Source organism: Micrococcus sp. KRD026, from assembly GCF_017168445.1.
Lineage (GTDB): Bacteria > Actinomycetota > Actinomycetes > Actinomycetales > Micrococcaceae > Micrococcus > Micrococcus luteus.
In genome coordinates this window covers 70,185-86,605 of the sequence record NZ_JABFBA010000030.1, presented here as the reverse complement: position 1 = coordinate 86,605, position 16,421 = coordinate 70,185, and the positions used below count along the sequence as shown (strand labels likewise).

General features: G+C 73.0%; 12 protein-coding genes and 1 rRNA gene. 2 read left to right on the top strand and 11 right to left on the bottom strand.

Annotation, left to right across the window (positions count from 1 at the left end; translation table 11 throughout):
* From J1M40_RS11095 to J1M40_RS11075, 5 genes are all read right to left on the bottom strand, one after another.
* Nucleotides 1-66, bottom strand: a 16S ribosomal RNA gene (locus J1M40_RS11095); the annotation flags it as partial.
* A 782-nt stretch (nucleotides 67-848) separates the two neighbouring features.
* On the bottom strand, nucleotides 849-2,192 hold the full coding sequence (tyrS, locus tag J1M40_RS11090) for a tyrosine--tRNA ligase (protein WP_078025586.1): 1,344 nt from the start codon (nucleotides 2,190-2,192) through the stop codon (nucleotides 849-851).
* A gap of 69 nt (nucleotides 2,193-2,261) precedes the next feature.
* Complete coding sequence (locus tag J1M40_RS11085; RefSeq protein ID WP_206450801.1) at nucleotides 2,262-4,550, bottom strand: UvrD-helicase domain-containing protein; 2,289 nt, start codon at nucleotides 4,548-4,550, stop codon at nucleotides 2,262-2,264.
* A 167-nt stretch (nucleotides 4,551-4,717) separates the two neighbouring features.
* Nucleotides 4,718-6,178 carry an argininosuccinate lyase gene (gene argH, locus J1M40_RS11080; protein WP_020625385.1) on the bottom strand — a complete coding sequence of 487 codons (1,461 nt, stop codon included), beginning with the start codon at nucleotides 6,176-6,178 and terminating at the stop codon, nucleotides 4,718-4,720.
* An 85-nt stretch (nucleotides 6,179-6,263) separates the two neighbouring features.
* Nucleotides 6,264-7,505 carry an argininosuccinate synthase gene (locus tag J1M40_RS11075; protein ID WP_060775414.1) on the bottom strand — a complete coding sequence of 414 codons (1,242 nt, stop codon included), beginning with the start codon at nucleotides 7,503-7,505 and terminating at the stop codon, nucleotides 6,264-6,266.
* A gap of 621 nt (nucleotides 7,506-8,126) precedes the next feature.
* Here J1M40_RS11075 and rpf point away from each other — a divergent pair.
* Complete coding sequence (gene rpf, locus J1M40_RS11070) at nucleotides 8,127-9,131, top strand: resuscitation-promoting factor Rpf (RefSeq protein WP_206450800.1); 1,005 nt, start codon at nucleotides 8,127-8,129, stop codon at nucleotides 9,129-9,131.
* 114 nt (nucleotides 9,132-9,245) lie between these two features.
* Here the strand turns inward: rpf and argR are convergent, their stop codons facing one another.
* From argR to argC, 6 genes are read right to left on the bottom strand one after another with little or no spacing between them, the layout of a single operon-like run.
* Nucleotides 9,246-9,734 (bottom strand): arginine repressor, encoded by a 489-nt coding sequence (gene argR / locus J1M40_RS11065; RefSeq protein ID WP_129867045.1) that lies wholly within the window; start codon nucleotides 9,732-9,734, stop codon nucleotides 9,246-9,248.
* On the bottom strand, nucleotides 9,734-10,693 hold the full coding sequence (argF, locus tag J1M40_RS11060) for an ornithine carbamoyltransferase (RefSeq protein WP_049147959.1): 960 nt from the start codon (nucleotides 10,691-10,693) through the stop codon (nucleotides 9,734-9,736). The genes argR and argF overlap by 1 nt, the downstream gene beginning before the upstream one ends.
* Nucleotides 10,690-11,976 (bottom strand): acetylornithine transaminase, encoded by a 1,287-nt coding sequence (locus J1M40_RS11055; RefSeq protein WP_206450799.1) that lies wholly within the window; start codon nucleotides 11,974-11,976, stop codon nucleotides 10,690-10,692. Before J1M40_RS11055 ends, argF begins: the two co-directional genes overlap by 4 nt.
* Nucleotides 11,973-12,959, bottom strand: coding sequence for an acetylglutamate kinase (gene argB / locus J1M40_RS11050; RefSeq protein ID WP_241252237.1), 987 nt, complete (start codon nucleotides 12,957-12,959; stop codon nucleotides 11,973-11,975). Before argB ends, J1M40_RS11055 begins: the two co-directional genes overlap by 4 nt.
* An 11-nt stretch (nucleotides 12,960-12,970) precedes the next feature.
* On the bottom strand, nucleotides 12,971-14,131 hold the full coding sequence (argJ, locus tag J1M40_RS11045; protein ID WP_049147957.1) for a bifunctional glutamate N-acetyltransferase/amino-acid acetyltransferase ArgJ: 1,161 nt from the start codon (nucleotides 14,129-14,131) through the stop codon (nucleotides 12,971-12,973).
* Nucleotides 14,128-15,168 carry an N-acetyl-gamma-glutamyl-phosphate reductase gene (gene argC / locus J1M40_RS11040; protein WP_161787967.1) on the bottom strand — a complete coding sequence of 347 codons (1,041 nt, stop codon included), beginning with the start codon at nucleotides 15,166-15,168 and terminating at the stop codon, nucleotides 14,128-14,130. Before argC ends, argJ begins: the two co-directional genes overlap by 4 nt.
* A 102-nt stretch (nucleotides 15,169-15,270) precedes the next feature.
* Between argC and J1M40_RS11035 the strand changes: the two genes are divergently transcribed.
* Nucleotides 15,271-16,272: a quinone oxidoreductase gene (locus tag J1M40_RS11035; protein WP_044659907.1), complete on the top strand. Its 1,002-nt coding sequence runs from the start codon at nucleotides 15,271-15,273 to the stop codon at nucleotides 16,270-16,272.
* Nucleotides 16,273-16,421 lie beyond the last annotated feature (149 nt).

The window sequence follows — 16,421 nt, the reverse complement described above, 5'->3', positions numbered from 1 at the left end:
TTCGACTTGCATGTGTTAAGCACGCCGCCAGCGTTCATCCTGAGCCAGGATCAAACTCTCCGTAAAAAAATTACAGAACAACACCGTGGCAGCCGGAAATAACCACCACGACATCCATTCAATACCTAGCAGACCATCACCACACCACGGGGGTGGCAGGCGATGATCAACCAATATGTGTTAAAACAATTGGCATCAACAAACTTGGCACACTATTGAGTTCTCAAACAACAGGCGCTTCCAGCTTCAGCGACCCGCTCCGCGGGCCGTTTCGCTCTGGAGCAACTTCTCCATCCTAGACCATCCGTTTCGACCGTGTCAACTCCGTGTCCGAAGCATTCACCGTCCGTTCACATGGTCGGGCTAGAAAACCTTACCACATGATCCGACCATGTCAACTCCGCTCAACGCGGTGTCAGACACTCACCGGACCATCCACGTGGAAGGCCTTGAAAAGCTTACCACATGATTCCCGGCTGTCAAACCAGATCATCTTCTTCAGGAATCCCGACCCGCATCACTGCCGGCCGCGCACCCGGTGAGCACCACCCGCCCTGGACCTGCCATTCTCGGCATGAATCCGCGGATTCTGTGTTCTTCACCCCGCCTCCCGGTCACCCGGTCGGCGTCTTGAGCACGAGATGGAACTCTACACACGAATCCCACCGAACACAAAATCAGGGGTGACACCCGGCGTCCGGGCACGAAGGAGGGCCCCGTTCTCCGCAGAATCCTGCGGAGAACGGGGCCCGGTGCTCCTCCCGTGGGCGGTTCCTCCGCCGTCGCCGCCCGTCGTGTCCTCGGTCACTTCTGGCGACCCGGTGGACACCGGTGGTCTGCGGCCGTGGTCAGGCCTCCCCCAGGTCCGCACCCGCCATGTTCTTCTTGCCCCGGCGCACCAGCAGGTGCCGGCCGGCGAGGGCGTCGTCTCGGGTGAACACCTGGTCGGCATCCGTCACCCGCACGTTGTTCACCGACGCGCCGCCGTCGCGCACCGTCCGACGCGCCTCGGAGCGCGAGGCGACCAGCCCGGTGGAGACCAGCAGCTCGACCGCGGTCACGGTGCCCGGCTCCCCCTCCCACTGGGTCCGGTCGGCCTGCGGCAGCTCGGCCAGCACGGCGGTCAGCGTGTCCGGGTCCACCGTGGTGAGGTCGCCGCCTCCGAACACCGCCTGGGAGGCCTCGATGACCTTCGTCGTCGTCTCCTCTCCGTGGGCCAGCGCCGTGACCTCCCACGCCAGGCGCCTCTGGGCTTCCCGGCGGAACGGCTCGTCGGCCACCTTCTGCGCGTACTCCTCGATCTCCGCGCGGGTCAGGAACGTGAAGACCTTGAGCCGGTCGACGACGTCCGCGTCCGCCGTGTTGAGCCAGAACTGGTAGAAGGCGTACGGGGAGCACATCTCCGCGTCGAGCCAGACGGCGTTGCCCTCGGACTTGCCGAACTTGGTGCCGTCCGCGTTCGTGATCAGCGGCGTGCCCAGCGCATGGGCGTGGGTCCCCTCCACCTTGCGGATCAGCTCGGTGCCGGCGGTGAGGTTGCCCCACTGGTCGGAGCCGCCGGTCTGGAGGGTCACGCCGTGCCGGCGGTGCAGCTCGAGGAAGTCGTTGCCCTGCAGCACCTGGTAGGAGAACTCCGTGTAGGAGATGCCCTCATCAGAGTTCAGGCGCTTGGCCACGATCTCCTTCTTCACCATCGTGCCGACGCGGAAGTTCTTGCCGACGTCCCGCAGGAAGTCCAGCGCGCTCATGCCCGCGGTCCAGTCCAGGTTGTTGACCATGGTCGCCGCGTTCTCCCCCTCGAAGGAGAGGTACGGCTCGATCTGCGCGCGCAGCGACTCCACCCACGCCGCCACGGTCTCCTGCGAGTTCAGGACGCGCTCCGAGGTCTGCCGCGGGTCGCCGATGAGGCCGGTGGCGCCGCCCACGAGGGCATACGGGCGGTGGCCGGCGAGCTGCAGGCGGCGCAGTGTGAGCAGCTGGACCAGGTGTCCCAGGTGGAGAGACGGAGCGGTCGGGTCGAAGCCGCAGTAATACGAGACGGGCTCCCCGGCCAGCGCCTGTTCCAGCGCGGCCTCGTCCGTCGAGACGTGCACGAGCCCGCGCCAGCGCAGCTCCTGCCAGACGTTCTCGAAGCTCGGGTCGTTCGCCTGTGCGCGCAGTCGGGCCGCGCGCTCCTCGTTCTGGGGTGCCATAGCCCCCAGCCTAGCGACGCGCCCGCGCGCCTCCGCGACGCCGTGCACGTGCGACGTCGCCCGCGGGGCTCACTCCGGGACGTCCGCCAGCCCGGCCGGCAGCGCGGCCGCGTCCGTCCCGGCGACGACGGACAGCGACTGGGTGGCGCGGGTCATCGCCACGTACAGATCGCCCACCACGCCGCGCGCGTCGGCCACGATCCGCTCGGGCGAGACGAGCACGACGGTGTCGAACTCCAGCCCCTTGGTCTCCCACGGGGTGGCGACGACGATCTCGACGCCGGGCAGCGGCGCGGTGTCCACGGCCGCCTCCCCCCACCGCTCCCGGAGGACCGTGAGCAGCTCCCCCGTCCGCTCGGCGGGGGCGATCACGGCGGTCAGGGCCTCGGGCACGCGGTCCCGCTCGACCTCGACCGCGTCGAGGGCCAGGGCCGCGACGTCCCCGCCCGGCTCCGTCACCAGGCGCGGGCGGTGGTCGCCCTCGCGCACGGCGCGCGGATGGGAGACCTCGAGCCCGGCCGCCCGTGCGACCTGCGCGGCCCAGCGCATCACGCGCGCGGGCGAGCGGTAGTTCACGGTCAGCTCTTCCAGGCGCCAGCGGTCCCCGAACTCCGGGGCGAGGACGGACGCCCACGAGCCGGCCGCGTCACGACGGGAGGACTGCGCGATGTCCCCCACGATGGTGAACGACTTCATCGGGCAGCGGCGCGCCAGCAGGCGCCACTGCATCGGAGAGAGCTCCTGAGCCTCGTCCACCACCACGTGCCCGTACGTCCAGGTGCGGTCGTGGGCCGCGGTCTCAGCGGTGGTCCGTCGCACCCCGCGTGCCTCATTGGCCGCGGCCAGCTGCTCGGCGTCCACGACGCCGTCGACGCCCAGGTCCGCGAGCGTCTGGTGCATGTTCTCCAGGGACGCCCTGGCGTTCTCGAGGTTGCGCTCGTGCTGGGCCGCGAACTCACCGCCCCGGCCCGGGGTCTCGAGGCGTCCGAGCAGCTCGGCCGCCTCGTCCAGCAGGGGCACGTCGGCCTCGGTCCAGGGGGCGTCGGCCGGCCGCAGGAGCGTGCCGACCTCGGCGTCGGAGAGCCACGGGGCCGCCGCCCGGAGCAGGTCCTCCCGGGTGAGGAGGTCGCCGATGAGCTTCTCCGGCGTCAGCGGCATCCAGCAGAGGTTGAGCGCGATGCGCACGTCGCGCGAGGTGCGCACGTCCTCCAGCAGGAGGTCACGCTGCACCGGGGCGCCCGAGGACTTCTCCAGCTTCTTGCGCAGCTTCTCCGCGAGCTCGCGGACGAGGATCTTCACGAACGTCACCCGGGCCTCGTTGTGGGGCTTGCGGGTGGCCCGTGCCTTGTCCCGGGCGCGCCGGACCATGGCCGGCTTGAGCTTGACGGCCGTGCCGTCGATCATCAGGCGCCGCGGCTCGACGAGCAGGCGCTGGCGCTGCGCGACCGCGTGGGCGACGGCGTCCACCATGTCCAGCCGGCCCTTCACCGCCGCCGCGTCGAGGTCCCGCTCCGGGACGGCCCGCACGCCCGGCATCAGCGTCCCCAGCGAGGACATCACGACACCCGTCTCGCCCAGCGAGGGCAGCACCCGCTCGATGTACCGCATGAACGCGGTCGAGGGGCCGACGATCAGCACGCCCGAGCGGGCGAGGCGCTCCCGGTGGGTGTACAGCAGGTAGGCGGCGCGGTGCAGGGCGACGGCGGTCTTCCCCGTGCCGGGCCCGCCCTGCACCACGACCGCCCCGGGCAGGGGCGCGCGGATCACCTCGTCCTGCTCCGCCTGGATCGTGGCGACGATGTCCCCCATCCGTCCCGTGCGTCGGGCGGTGACGGCGGCCAGCAGCGCACCCTGGGCATCGGCGCGCACGCCGTCCTCGCCCAGCAGCGTCGGGTCCAGGATGTCGTCCTCGAGGTCGCGCACCTCGCGCCCCCGCAGCATCAGGTGACGACGACGGCGCACGCGGCCCCGGTGGGCCGCCGTCGCCTGGTAGAAGGCGCCGGCCTCGGCCGCGCGCCAGTCGACGAGGAGGCGCTCGTGGTCCTCGGTGGTGAGGCCGATGCGCCCGATGTACCGCTGCTCGTCGGCCCCACCCTCCCGCTCGGCGTCGAGGTCGAGCCGGCCGAAGACGAGGCGGTCGTCCACGGCGTAGAGCTGGGCGAGTCGGTCCTCGTAGAGGCTGGCGAAGGCGTCGCGCTCGGAGTGGTTCTGCAGCGACCCCTGCGGGCCGGTCCGGCGCACGGCCGCGAGCTGGCGCTCCTTCTCCTCACGCAGGGCGTCGAGGCGGGCGTACCGCTCGGCGACCCGACCCCGCTCGAGGTCGAGCTCGGACTGGCGGACGGACACGGTATCGGTCATCGGGGGCCCTCGCGGTGCGGTGAGGGGCGGACCATGCTGCGGCCCGCCCGGCGGAAAAGTGACCACCCATGCTACGCCGACCGCGGTGAACGGCGGGTGACGCGGCGGTGCCCTGGGGGCGCCGCCGCGTCCGGCCCGGTCGGCGCCGCCTCGGCCGGGCGACCGCGTCAGCGGGCGTCGACGACGGAGCCCGGCGTGTCGGCCCAGCGGCGCAGCGGTTCCAGGGCGTCCTCGAGCGCCCCGATCTGCGCCGCGACGGCCGTCGGTGCGGTCCCGCCCTGGGCGTCGCGAGAGGCGAGCGAGCCCTCCGTGCTGAGCACCTCGCGGACCTGCGGGGTCAGCGCCGGCGAGATGGCGGCGTACTCGTCGTCCGTGAGGTCCCACAGCTCCACGCCCCGGGCCTCGGCCGCCTTCACGGCCGCGCCCGACAGCTCGTGGGCCTCGCGGAACGGGACCCCCTGGCGGACGAGCCACTCGGCGACGTCGGTGGCCAGCGCGAAGCCCTGGGGGGCCAGCTCCGCCATGCGCTCCGTCTGGAACTCGAGGGTGGCGATCATCCCGGAGACGGCGGGCAGCAGCAGCTCGAGGGTGTCCGCGGCGTCGAAGACGGGCTCCTTGTCCTCCTGCAGGTCGCGGTTGTAGGCCAGCGGCATGCCCTTGAGCGTGGCCAGCAGCCCCGTGAGGTCGCCGATGAGGCGGCCGGACTTGCCGCGGGCCAGCTCGGCGACGTCCGGGTTCTTCTTCTGCGGCATGATCGAGGACCCCGTGGAGTACGCGTCGTGCAGCGTCACGAAGCCCGCCTCCTTGGTGGCCCAGAAGATGACCTCCTCCGAGATGCGGGACAGGTCGACGCCGACCATCGCGGCGACCCACGCGAACTCCGCGTACACGTCGCGTGCGGCGGTGCCGTCGATCGAGTTCCACACGGCCGACTCGAAGCCGAGCTCGGTGGCCACGGCGTTCGGGTCCAGACCCAGGGAGGAGCCGGCCAGGGCCCCGGAGCCGTACGGCGAGACGGCCGCGCGTGCGTCCCAGTCCACGAGCCGCTGCAGGTCCCGCGCGAATGCCCAGGCGTGCGCGAGCAGGTGGTGCGAGAGCAGGACGGGCTGCGCGTGCTGCAGGTGGGTGCGGCCCGGCATCGGCGCGTACGGGTGCGCCCGCGCCTGATCGAGGAGCGCGTCCACCGTGGCGATCACGCCCCGCGCGATGATGCGGGCGTGGTCGCGCAGGAACATCCGGCCGAGGGTGGCGACCTGGTCGTTGCGGGATCGGCCGGCCCGCAGGCGGCCGCCGAGCTCGGGACCGGCCCGCTCGATGAGGCCGCGCTCGAGCGAGCCGTGCACGTCCTCATCGGACGCTGCCGGGGTGTAGGCACCGGAACGCACGTCCGCCTCGAGCCGGTCGAGGGCCGCGATCATCCCGTCCAGGTCGTCCGCACTGAGCAGACCGGCGGTGTGCAGCACCCGGGCGTGGGCACGGGAGCCGGCGATGTCATAGGGCGCCAGGCGCCAGTCGAAGTGCGTGGACTTGCTGAGCGCGGCGAGCGCCTCGGAAGGGCCGCCGGCGAAGCGGCCGCCCCACAGGGCGCCCTCGTTGGTCCCGTGGCGGGCGTCGGTGTTCTCGGTCATCGAAGGTCTCCTCGAGGTCGGTGACAGGCCGACGGCGGCCGGCCCGGTCGCGGGCGGGCCGCCGTCGTGCGCGGGGCGTGCGGGGTCAGTCGTTGGACAGGCGGGCGACGTCCTGGAGGTCGTCGCTGCCGCGCAGGCGCTGCTCGCGCTCGGAGGCCGTCTTCGCGGACAGGCCGAAGATGTCGATGAACCCGCGGGCCGAGGACTGGTCGAACGAGTCGCCCTCGTCGTATGTGGCGAGGTTGAAGTCGTACAGGCCGGTCTCGGACCGGCGACCCTGCACCGTGGCGCGGCCGCCGTGGAGCTCCAGGCGGATCTCACCGTTGACGTGCTCCTGGGTCGCGTCGATGAACGTGTCCAGGTTCCGCTTCAGCGGGGAGTACCACTGGCCGTCGTAGACCAGCTCGGTCCACCGCTGGTCCACATGCTTCTTGAAGCGCGCCTGTTCACGCTCCAGGGTGACGTTCTCGAGTTCACGGTGGGCCGCGATCAGCGCCATGGCGCCCGGGGCCTCGTAGATCTCGCGGGACTTGATGCCCACGAGGCGGTCCTCGACGATGTCGATCCGGCCCACGCCCTGGGCACCGGCCCGGCGGTTGAGCTCCTCGATGATCTCCAGCGGGCTCAGCGCGCGGCCGTCGAGGGCCGTGGGGACGCCGCGCTCGAAGGCGATCGTGACCACGTCCGGCGCCGGCGGGAAGGCGGGGTCGTCCGTGTAGTCGTAGACGTCCTTCGTGGGGCCGTTCCAGATGTCCTCGAGGAAGCCGGTCTCGACGGCGCGGCCCCACACGTTCTGGTCGATCGAGAACGGGTTCTTCTTGGTGGTGACGATCGGCAGGTCGTTGCGCTCGGCGTACTCGATGGCCTTCTCGCGGGTCAGGGCGAGGTCGCGCACCGGGGCGATGCACTTCAGGTCGGGGCCGAGGGTCTGGATGGAGACCTCGAAGCGGACCTGGTCGTTGCCCTTGCCGGTGCAGCCGTGGGCCACCGTCGAGGCGCCGAACTGGCGGGCCGCCGCGACCAGGTGGCGGGAGATCACCGGGCGCGAGATCGCGGAGACCAGCGGGTAGGCGTCCATGTAGAGGGCGTTGGCCTTGAGGGTGGGCATGCAGTACTGCTCGGCGAACTCGTCACGCGCGTCGGCGACGTAGGCCTCGACGGCGCCGCAGTCCAGGGCGCGCTGGCGGATCGTCTCGAGGGATTCGCCCCCCTGGCCCACGTCGACCGCGACGGCGACGACCTCGGCGCCCGTGGCCTCGGCGATCCAGCCGATGGCCACGGAGGTGTCCAGGCCGCCCGAGTAGGCAAGGATGATGCGTTCCTTCACGTTTTCTCCTCTTTATATAGGGGGGTCTCCGAGCGCGGCACGTGGCCGTCGGAGGCGTGCTCGGTGGCGATCCTACCCGGGTCTTGAATAAATATGCAACTGACGGAATATCAGCTCCCGATGGATCCTGCGCAGCCCCTCTGCGCCCACCGCGGCGGCCACCCGCAACCATGGCCCCGCGCTCGAAGTTCGGGTCGAACGCGACGCCGGTCACGGCTTCGACCGTCGATCGTGACCTTCGCCCATGCCCCTGTGACGGAGGTTGTCCACACTGTCCAATCAGACGCCCTGAGATCCAATGCGGGCAGTGGCGTGCATTTCGTCCACGTACTCCCGCCTCAGGGAGCGATTCGTCACCTGATCTCAAATGTGAGACGGACGGGCAAGAATTCGTCGACCCATGATTTGACGCGAGGGGGGCTCCCGTCGTTGACTCTTCCGTAGCCGATTCGTGATCGAACCGTGATCTGACCGAGAGGTCGGGGACGGGGAGGCCACGACATCGAACCCCCTCCGACGGTCGCCCGCTGCTGGGTCGTCTCGAACCGACGGAGGGCATGACCCGACCAAGGAGAAGGACGACCCCGGTGTGCCTCGGCCGCCGATCAGCGAGGACTCGCCATGGACACCATGACTCTCTTCACCACTTCCGCCACCCGCTCCCGCCGTGCCACCGCCTCGATCGTTGCGGGCATGACCCTCGCCGGCGCCGCCGCCGTGGGCTTCTCCGCTCCGGCCCAGGCCGCCACCGTGGACACCTGGGATCGCCTCGCCGAGTGCGAGTCCAGCGGCACCTGGGACATCAACACCGGCAACGGCTTCTACGGCGGCGTGCAGTTCACCCTGTCCTCCTGGCAGGCCGTCGGCGGCGAGGGCTACCCGCATCAGGCCTCGAAGGCCGAGCAGATCAAGCGCGCCGAGATCCTCCAGGACCTGCAGGGCTGGGGCGCCTGGCCGCTGTGCTCGCAGAAGCTGGGCCTGACCCAGGCTGACGCGGACGCCGGCGACGTGGACGCCGCCCCGGTCGCCGTGGAGCGCACCGCCACCGTGCAGCGCCAGTCCGCCGCGGACGAGACTGCTGCCGACCAGGCTGCGGCTGAGCAGGCTGCTGCCGACCAGGCCGCGGCTGAGCAGGCTGCTGCCGACCAGGCCGCGGCCGAGCGCTGGGCCGCCAAGCAGGCTGCTGCCGACCAGGCCGCCGCCGAGCGCTGGGCCGCCAAGCAGGCTGCTGCCGACCAGGCCGCCGCCGAGCGCTGGGCCGCCAAGCAGGCTGCTGCCGAGCAGGCCGCCGCCGACAAGGCTGCCGCCCAGCGTGCCGCCGCCGCGGAGAAGGCTGCCGCTCAGAAGGCCGCTGCCGCTGAGAAGGCCGCCGCTCAGAAGGCTGCCGCCGCGGAGAAGGCCGCCGCTCAGAAGGCTGCCGCCGCTGAGCAGGCCGCTGCCGCGGAGCAGGCCGTCGTCGCCGAGGCCGAGACCATCGTCGTCAAGTCCGGTGACTCCCTCTGGAAGCTCGCCAACGAGTACGAGGTGGAGGGTGGCTGGACCGCCCTCTACGAGGCCAACAAGGGCGCCGTCTCCGACGCCGCCGTGATCTACGTCGGCCAGGAGCTCGTCCTGCCGCAGGCCTGAGACGCCTGACCGGTCCCCCGGACCGGTACGACACGAGGAAGGCCCCCGCCGTCGGCGGGGGCCTTCCTCGTGTCTGGTGCCCGTCACCCGCGCGGGCGGGGCCGGACGGGTCGGTTAGCCCGCCAGACCCAGCAGGTGGGCCGCGACGGCCGGGGCGGACGTGGTCCCCGTGGTGATGAGGAGGATGGTGTCGTCGCCGGCGATCGTGCCCAGCACGTGCTCCACGCGCGCCTGGTCGATCACGCTGGCCAGGAACTGCGCCGCGCCCGGGGGCGTGCGCAGGACCACGAGGTTGGCGGTGGGCTCGGCGGAGACGAGCAGCTCGCGGGCCATGCTCGCCAGCCGGTTCAGCTGCGCGTCCGAACCGCGGCCCGGCACGGCGCCGTCGTCGCCCTCCGCCGGGAGGGCGTAGACCATGCCGGCCGGCCCGCGCGTCCGCACCGCGCCGAGGTCCACCAGGTCCCGCGAGAGCGTTCCCTGGGTGACGGACAGCCCGCGATCGCCCAGGGCGTCCGAGAGTTCGGCCTGGGAGCGGATGCCCCGGGTGGCCAGGATTTCCCGGATCGCGGCCTGACGGGCGATCTTCGTCGTGGGGGCGGCCATCAGCGCGGCTCCTCGGCCAGGCCGGAGCGGTACAGCAGCCAGGCGATGAGCGCCTTCTGCGCGTGCAGGCGGTTCTCGGCCTCGTCGAACACCACGGACCGCGGCCCGTCGATCACCTCGGCCGTGACTTCGTAGCCCCGGTACGCGGGCAGGCAGTGCAGGAAGATCGCATCGTCGGCCGCCCGCGCCATCGCGGCGGCGTCCACCTGGTAGTCGCGGAACAGCGCCAGGCGGGCCTCCTTCTCCTCCTCCTGGCCCATGGACACCCACGTGTCGGTCACGACGACGTCCGCGCCCGCCAGGGCCTCCACCGCGTCCGTCGTGACGAGGACGGAACCGCCCGTCTCCGCCGCCCGCTGTCGGGCGGCGGCCACGACGTCCTCGGCAGGCAGGTGCCCCTCGGGTCCGGCGACCCGCACGTGCATGCCGGCCGTCGCGCAGCCGAGCAGGTACGAGTGGGCCATGTTGTTCGCCGCGTCCCCCAGATACGCCAGGGTGCGGCCCGCCGTGCCGTCGAGGTGCTCGCGCACCGTCAGCAGGTCGGCGAGGATCTGACAGGGGTGGTAGTCGTCGCTGAGCGCGTTGACCACGGGCACCGAGGAATGGGCGGCCATCTCCTCGAGGCCGGCCTGGGCGAACGTGCGCCAGACGATGACGCCGACCATCCGCTCCAGCACGCGGGCCGTGTCGGCCACGGACTCCTTGTGGCCCAGCTGCGACTCCCCCGGGTTCACGATCAGCGGCGTCCCGCCGAGCTCGGCGATGCCGGCCGCGAACGAGACGCGGGTGCGCGTGGAGGTCTTGTCGAAGAACACGATGCCGGTCCGGGGCCCGGCCAGCGGGCGGTGCCGGAACCGGTCGGCCTTCATCTGCGCGGCGAGGTCGAGCACCTCGGCCTGCTCGGCCGGGGTGAGGTCCGTGTCCACCAGGAAGTGGCGGACGGCGGCAGCGGGGGTCATGGGCGGTCTCCTTCGGCGGGGGTCAGGGCGGCGGCCACGAGCCCGGGCAGGGCAGCGGCGAAGCGCTCGAGCTCGGCCACGGGCACGGTGAGCGGCGGGGCCAGGCGCAGGGTGGAGGGGCCGGTGGCGTTGAGGATCCAGCCCGCCTCGAGGCCGGCGGCGACGACGGCGGGGGCCAGCCCGCCGGCCGGGGCCGGTCCCGCGGGGTCGGCCAGGTCGACGCCGATCCACAGGCCGTGACCGCGGACCGCGGCCACCTCGGGCAGGTCCTCCAGCAGGGCGGCCACGGCCTCGCCCGCGGCGCGGACGTGGTCGAGCAGGCCCTCGTCCTCGACGGTCTGGAGCACGGCCAGGCCCGCGGCGGTGGCCAGGGGGTTGCCGCCGAACGTGGTGCCGTGCTGGCCGGCGGTGAGCAGCCCGGAGACGGCGGGGCCGACGCACACGAGCGCCCCGATCGGCACGCCGCCTCCCAGTCCCTTCGCCAGGGTGAAGGCGTCGGGCACCACCGGCTCGGCCGCACCGGTGACGGCCGGGTTCTGGAAGCCGAACCACGTGCCGGTGCGGCCCACGCCGGACTGCACCTCGTCGAGGATCATCAGGGCGCCGGCCTCGCGGGTCGCGGCCCGCACCTCGGCCAGGTAGCCGGCCGGCCAGCCGTGCACGCCGGCCTCGCCCTGGACCGGCTCGAGGATGACGGCGGCGACGGTGGCGCCGTCGTCGTCCGGGGCCAGGGCCGCCCGCAGGGCTGCGGCGTCCCCGCCCGGCACGTGCTCCACGCCGCCGGGCAGCGGCTCGAAGGGCGCCCGGTAGGCCTCCTTGTGCGTGAGCGCGAGGGCGCCCATCGTGCGGCCGTGGAAGGCCCGCTCGAGCGCGATCACCCGCGTCCGGCGGCCGGACGGGTCGTCCGCACCGTGGCGGCGGGCGAGCTTGAACGCGGCCTCGTTGGCCTCCGTGCCGGAGTTCGCGAAGAACACGGTGGAGCCCGCGGGCGCGCCGGCCAGTTCCAGCAGGCGCTCGGCCAGGCGGATCTGCGGCTCGGAGGTGAAGAGGTTGGACACGTGGCCGAGCGTGGCGATCTGCTCGGACACGGCCCGCACCAGCGCCGGGTGGCCGTGGCCGAGCGCATTCACGGCGATGCCGGCCAGCAGGTCCGTGTAGCGCCGGCCGTCGGCGTCCCACACGTGGACCCCCTCGCCGCGCACGAGCACGCGGGTGGGGCGGCCGAAGACGCCGGTCAGGGCGGCGTGGTAGCGCTCCAGCAGCGCGGACTGGTCGGTGCTCATGCGTCCTCCTCAGGGGTGGTCGGGGCGGTGGGTTCGGCGTCGGGCACCACCTGGGTGCCGACGCCCGCGGAGGTGAAGACCTCCAGCAGCATCGAGTGGGGGCGGCGGCCGTCCACGACGTGGGCGCGCTGCACGCCGGCGTCCACGGCCGCCAGGCACGCGGCCATCTTCGGGATCATCCCGGAGGCCAGGGAGGGCAGCAGTGCACGCAGCTGGGCGGCGGTGAGCGAGCTGATGAGGGAGTCCCGGTCCGGCCAGTCGGCGTAGAGGCCCTCGACGTCGGTGAGCAGCACGAGCTTCGCGGCGCCGAGGGCGGCGGCCAGGGCCGCGGCGGCGGTGTCCGCATTGACGTTGAGGACCTGCCTGGTGGGCTGGCCGTCGTCGTCGATCTCGGGGGCGACCGACGAGACCACGGGGATCCGCCCGGACTCGATCACGTCGAGGATCGCGGTCGGGTCGACGCCGGTGACCTCGCCCACGAGGCCGAGGTCCACCTCCTGCCCGTCGACGACGGCGCCCGTGCGGCGGGCGCGCAGCAGCCCCGCGTCCTCGCCGGAGAAGCCGACGGCGTACGGGCCGTGGGAGTTCACGAGGCCGACCAGCTCGCGGCCCACCTGTCCCGTGAGCACCATGCGGACCACGTCCATGGCCTCCTCGGTGGTCACGCGCAGGCCGCCGCGGAACTCCGAGGCGATGCCGAGGCGGTCGAGCATCGCGTTGATCTGCGGGCCGCCGCCGTGCACCACCACGGGGTGGACCCCCACGTGGTGCAGGAACACGATGTCCTCGGCGAACGCCCGGCGCAGCTCCTCCGACACCATGGCGTTGCCGCCGTACTTGACGACCATGACGGTGCCGGCGAACCGCCGGATCCAGGGCAGGGCCTCGACGAGGACCTCCGCCTTGGACTCGGCGCGGTCGAGCCGGTCCGCGGTGGACAGGACGGGCGCGGCCGCCGTGGCCGGATCGGTGTGCGGGCTCATGCTGGGGGTCCTCACGTGGAGTAGGCGGAGTTCTCGTGGACGTAGTCGTGCGTCAGGTCGTTGGTCCAGACCGTGGCCTCGGCGTCGCCGGCGTGCAGGTCGACCTCGACGAGCACCTCGCGGGCCGAGAGGTCCACGCGGGAGCGGTCCTCTCCCACGCCGGAGGCGCGGCACACCTGGACGCCGTTGAAGCGCACGTCGAGGGCGTACGGGTCGAAGGCGGCGACCGACTCCGGGACCGTGCCGACGGCGGCGATCACGCGTCCCCAGTTCGGGTCCTGGCCGAAGATCGCGGTCTTGAACAGGTTGGAGCGGCCGACGGCGCGCGCGACGGCCTCGGCCGCCTCCTCGGTCTCGGCGTGGACCACGCGCACGGCGATGTCGTGCCGGGCGCCCTCGGCGTCGGCGACGAGCTGGCGGGACAGGTCCGCGCAGACCTCGTGGAGGGCCGCGGCGAACGCCTCGGGCTCGGGCGCGGTCCCGGACGCGCCCGAGGCCAGCAGGATCACGGTGTCGTTGGTGGACATGCACCCGTCCGAGTCGACCCGGTTGAAGGTGGCGCGCACGGCCTCGCGCAGGGCCGCGTCGAGGGCGGGTGCGGGGACGTCGGCGTCCGTGGTGATGACGCTGAGCATGGTGGCCATGCCGGGCGCCAGCATGCCCGCACCCTTGGCCATGCCGCCCACGATGAAGCCCTCGCCGCGGGCCACGGCGGTCTTGGCCACGGTGTCCGTGGTCTTGATCGCGACGGCGGCGTCCTCGCCGCCGTCCGGACTCAGGGCGGCGACCGCCTCGGACACGCCCGCGGTGAGCGTGTCCATCGGCAGGCGTTCGCCGATGAGGCCGGTCGAGCAGACGAGCACGTCGTCGGCGGAGGTCCCGAGGGCCGCGGCCGCGTGCTCGGCGGTGCGACGGGCGTCCTCGAGGCCCTCGGCGCCGGTGGCCGCGTTGGCCCCGCCGGAGTTCAGGACGACCGCGGTCGCGCGACCGTCCCGCACGGCGCGGCGGGTCCAGACCACGGGGGCGGCCGCCACCCGGTTCTCGGTGAGGACGGCGGCCGCCGCGTCGCGCGGGCCCTGGTTGACGACGACGGCGACGTCGGGCGTGCCCGAGGCCTTCAGCCCCGCGGTGACGCCGGCCGCCCGGAACCCCTGTGCTGCGGTGACGCTCACGGCGCGACCCCCTGCTGCTCGAGCCCCGCCTGCTCCGGCAGGCCCAGGGCGATGTTCATGGACTGCACGGCGCCGCCGGCCGTGCCCTTGGTGAGGTTGTCGAGCGCCGCGCAGACGATCACGCGGCCGGCCCGCTCGTCCACGGCGAGCTGCAGCTGCACGTGGTTGGAGCCGAGGACCGCCTTCGTGGTGGGCCACTGTCCCTCGGGGAGCAGGTGCACGAAGCGTTCGCCGCCGTAGGCCGCGGCCCACGCCGCGCGTACGTCCGCGGCGGCCACGCCGGGACGCAGCCGCGCCGTGGCTGTCGCGAGGATGCCGCGCGACATCGGCGCGAGCGTGGGCGTGAAGGAGACGCGGACCGGCTCGCCGGCCGCCTGGGCCAGGCCCTGCTCGATCTCCGGGGTGTGCCGGTGCCCGCCGCCGACGCCGTACGGGCGCATCCCGCCCATGACCTCGGCGCCGAGCAGGTGCGGCTTGAGCGCCTTGCCCGCCCCGGAGGTGCCCGAGGCGGCGACGATCACCACGTCCTGCGGCTCGAGCAGCCCCGCGGCGAAGCCGGGCGCGAGGGCGAGGATCGAGGTGGTCGGGTAGCACCCGGGGACGGCGATGCGGCGGGTGCCGGCGAGTCGCTCACGCTGACCGGGCAGCTCGGGCAGGCCGTAGGGCCAGGTCCCGGCGTGCGCGGTGCCGTAGAAGGCCTCCCAGTCTGCGGCTGACTCGAGGCGGTGGTCGGCGCCCGCGTCGATCACCAGGGTGTCCGGGGATCGCTCTGCGATCTCGGCCGCCAGCGCCCCGGAGGCCCCGTGGGGCAGCGCGAGGATCACGACGTCGTGGCCGGCGAGGACCTCCGCGGTGGTCTCGGCGAGGACGCGGTCCGCCAGGGCGTGCAGGTGCGGCTGGAGAGCGCCGAGGCGCTCCCCCGCGTTCGAGTGGGCCGTGATGGCTCCGACGGTGACGGACGGGTGGCCGGCGAGCAGGCGCAGGGCCTCTCCCCCGGCGTAGCCGCTGGCTCCGGAGACGGCGACGGTGTGGGTCATGGCTTCATCCTAGCGCAGATATGCGTTGCACCGAATATCTATGCGGCGCCTCGGGTCCCCCGGGCCGGGCCGGATGGCCCGGCCCGCTCCTAGAGTGGGGCCATGACCACTGCGAACACCCCCGCCGTCCCCCGCACCCACCACGCCGTCGTCGTGTCCGCCACGGGCGGCCCCGAGGTCCTGCAGTGGACCGAGACGGAGGTGCCCTCCCCCGCGCCGGGGCACGTGCTGGTGCGGACCGCCGCGGCGGGCCTGAACTTCATCGAGACGTACCAGCGCTCCGGGGTCTACACGATGGACCTGCCCTTCACCCCCGGTACGGAGGGCTCCGGCGAGGTCGTCGCGCTCGGCGAGGGCGTGGACGCCGGGCTCCTGGGGGCCCGTGTCGCCACCGCGACGGCCACCGGTGCGTACGCCGAGCACTTCACCGCCCCCGCGGATCGTCTCCTCACCGTCCCGGAGGGCATCGACCTGGCCGAGGCCGCCGCCCTTCCGCTGCAGGGCATGACGGCCCACTACCTCTGCCGGTCCACCTTCCCGGTGGAGGAGGGCCACACGGTGGTCGTGACGGCCGGTGCCGGCGGGGTGGGGCTCCTGCTCACCCAGCTCGCGACGGCCCGCGGCGCCCGCGTGGTCACCACGGCGTCCACGGAGGAGAAGCGGGAGCTGTCCCGGGGCGCGGGCGCCGTTGCCGCGGTGGACTATCCGGACCTCGCCGCCACGGTGGCGGAGCTGACGGACGGCGAGGGCGCGCACGTCGTGTACGACGGCGTGGGGAAGGACACCTTCGACACCTCGCTCGAGGTGCTGCGCGTGCGCGGCACACTCGTGCTCTTCGGCGGGGCCTCCGGGCAGGTGCCCCCCTTCGACCTGCAGCGGCTCAACGCGGCCGGCTCGCTGTACGTCACCCGGCCCTCGCTGGTGCACTACACGCGCACGGGCGAGGAGACCCGCTGGCGTGGTGGAGAGGTGTTCGGGGCGTGGGCCTCCGGCGAGCTCGACGTACGGATCGGCGAGCGCTTCCCGCTGGCGGACGCGGCCGCCGCGCACGCCGCCCTCGAGTCCCGGTCGACGACGGGCAAGGTGCTGCTCACCCTGTCCTGAGCCGGACCCGCCCGGTGCCTTCCAGGCGCCCCGCGCGGCCGCGGGCGGGGCATAGAATGTCCCGCTGCGGCCTGGTCCGCGTCCGACCCTCGGTTTGCCGCTCACACCCCCGGAGGCCCCTGTGTCCCTTTCGTCCGCCGCGCCCACCC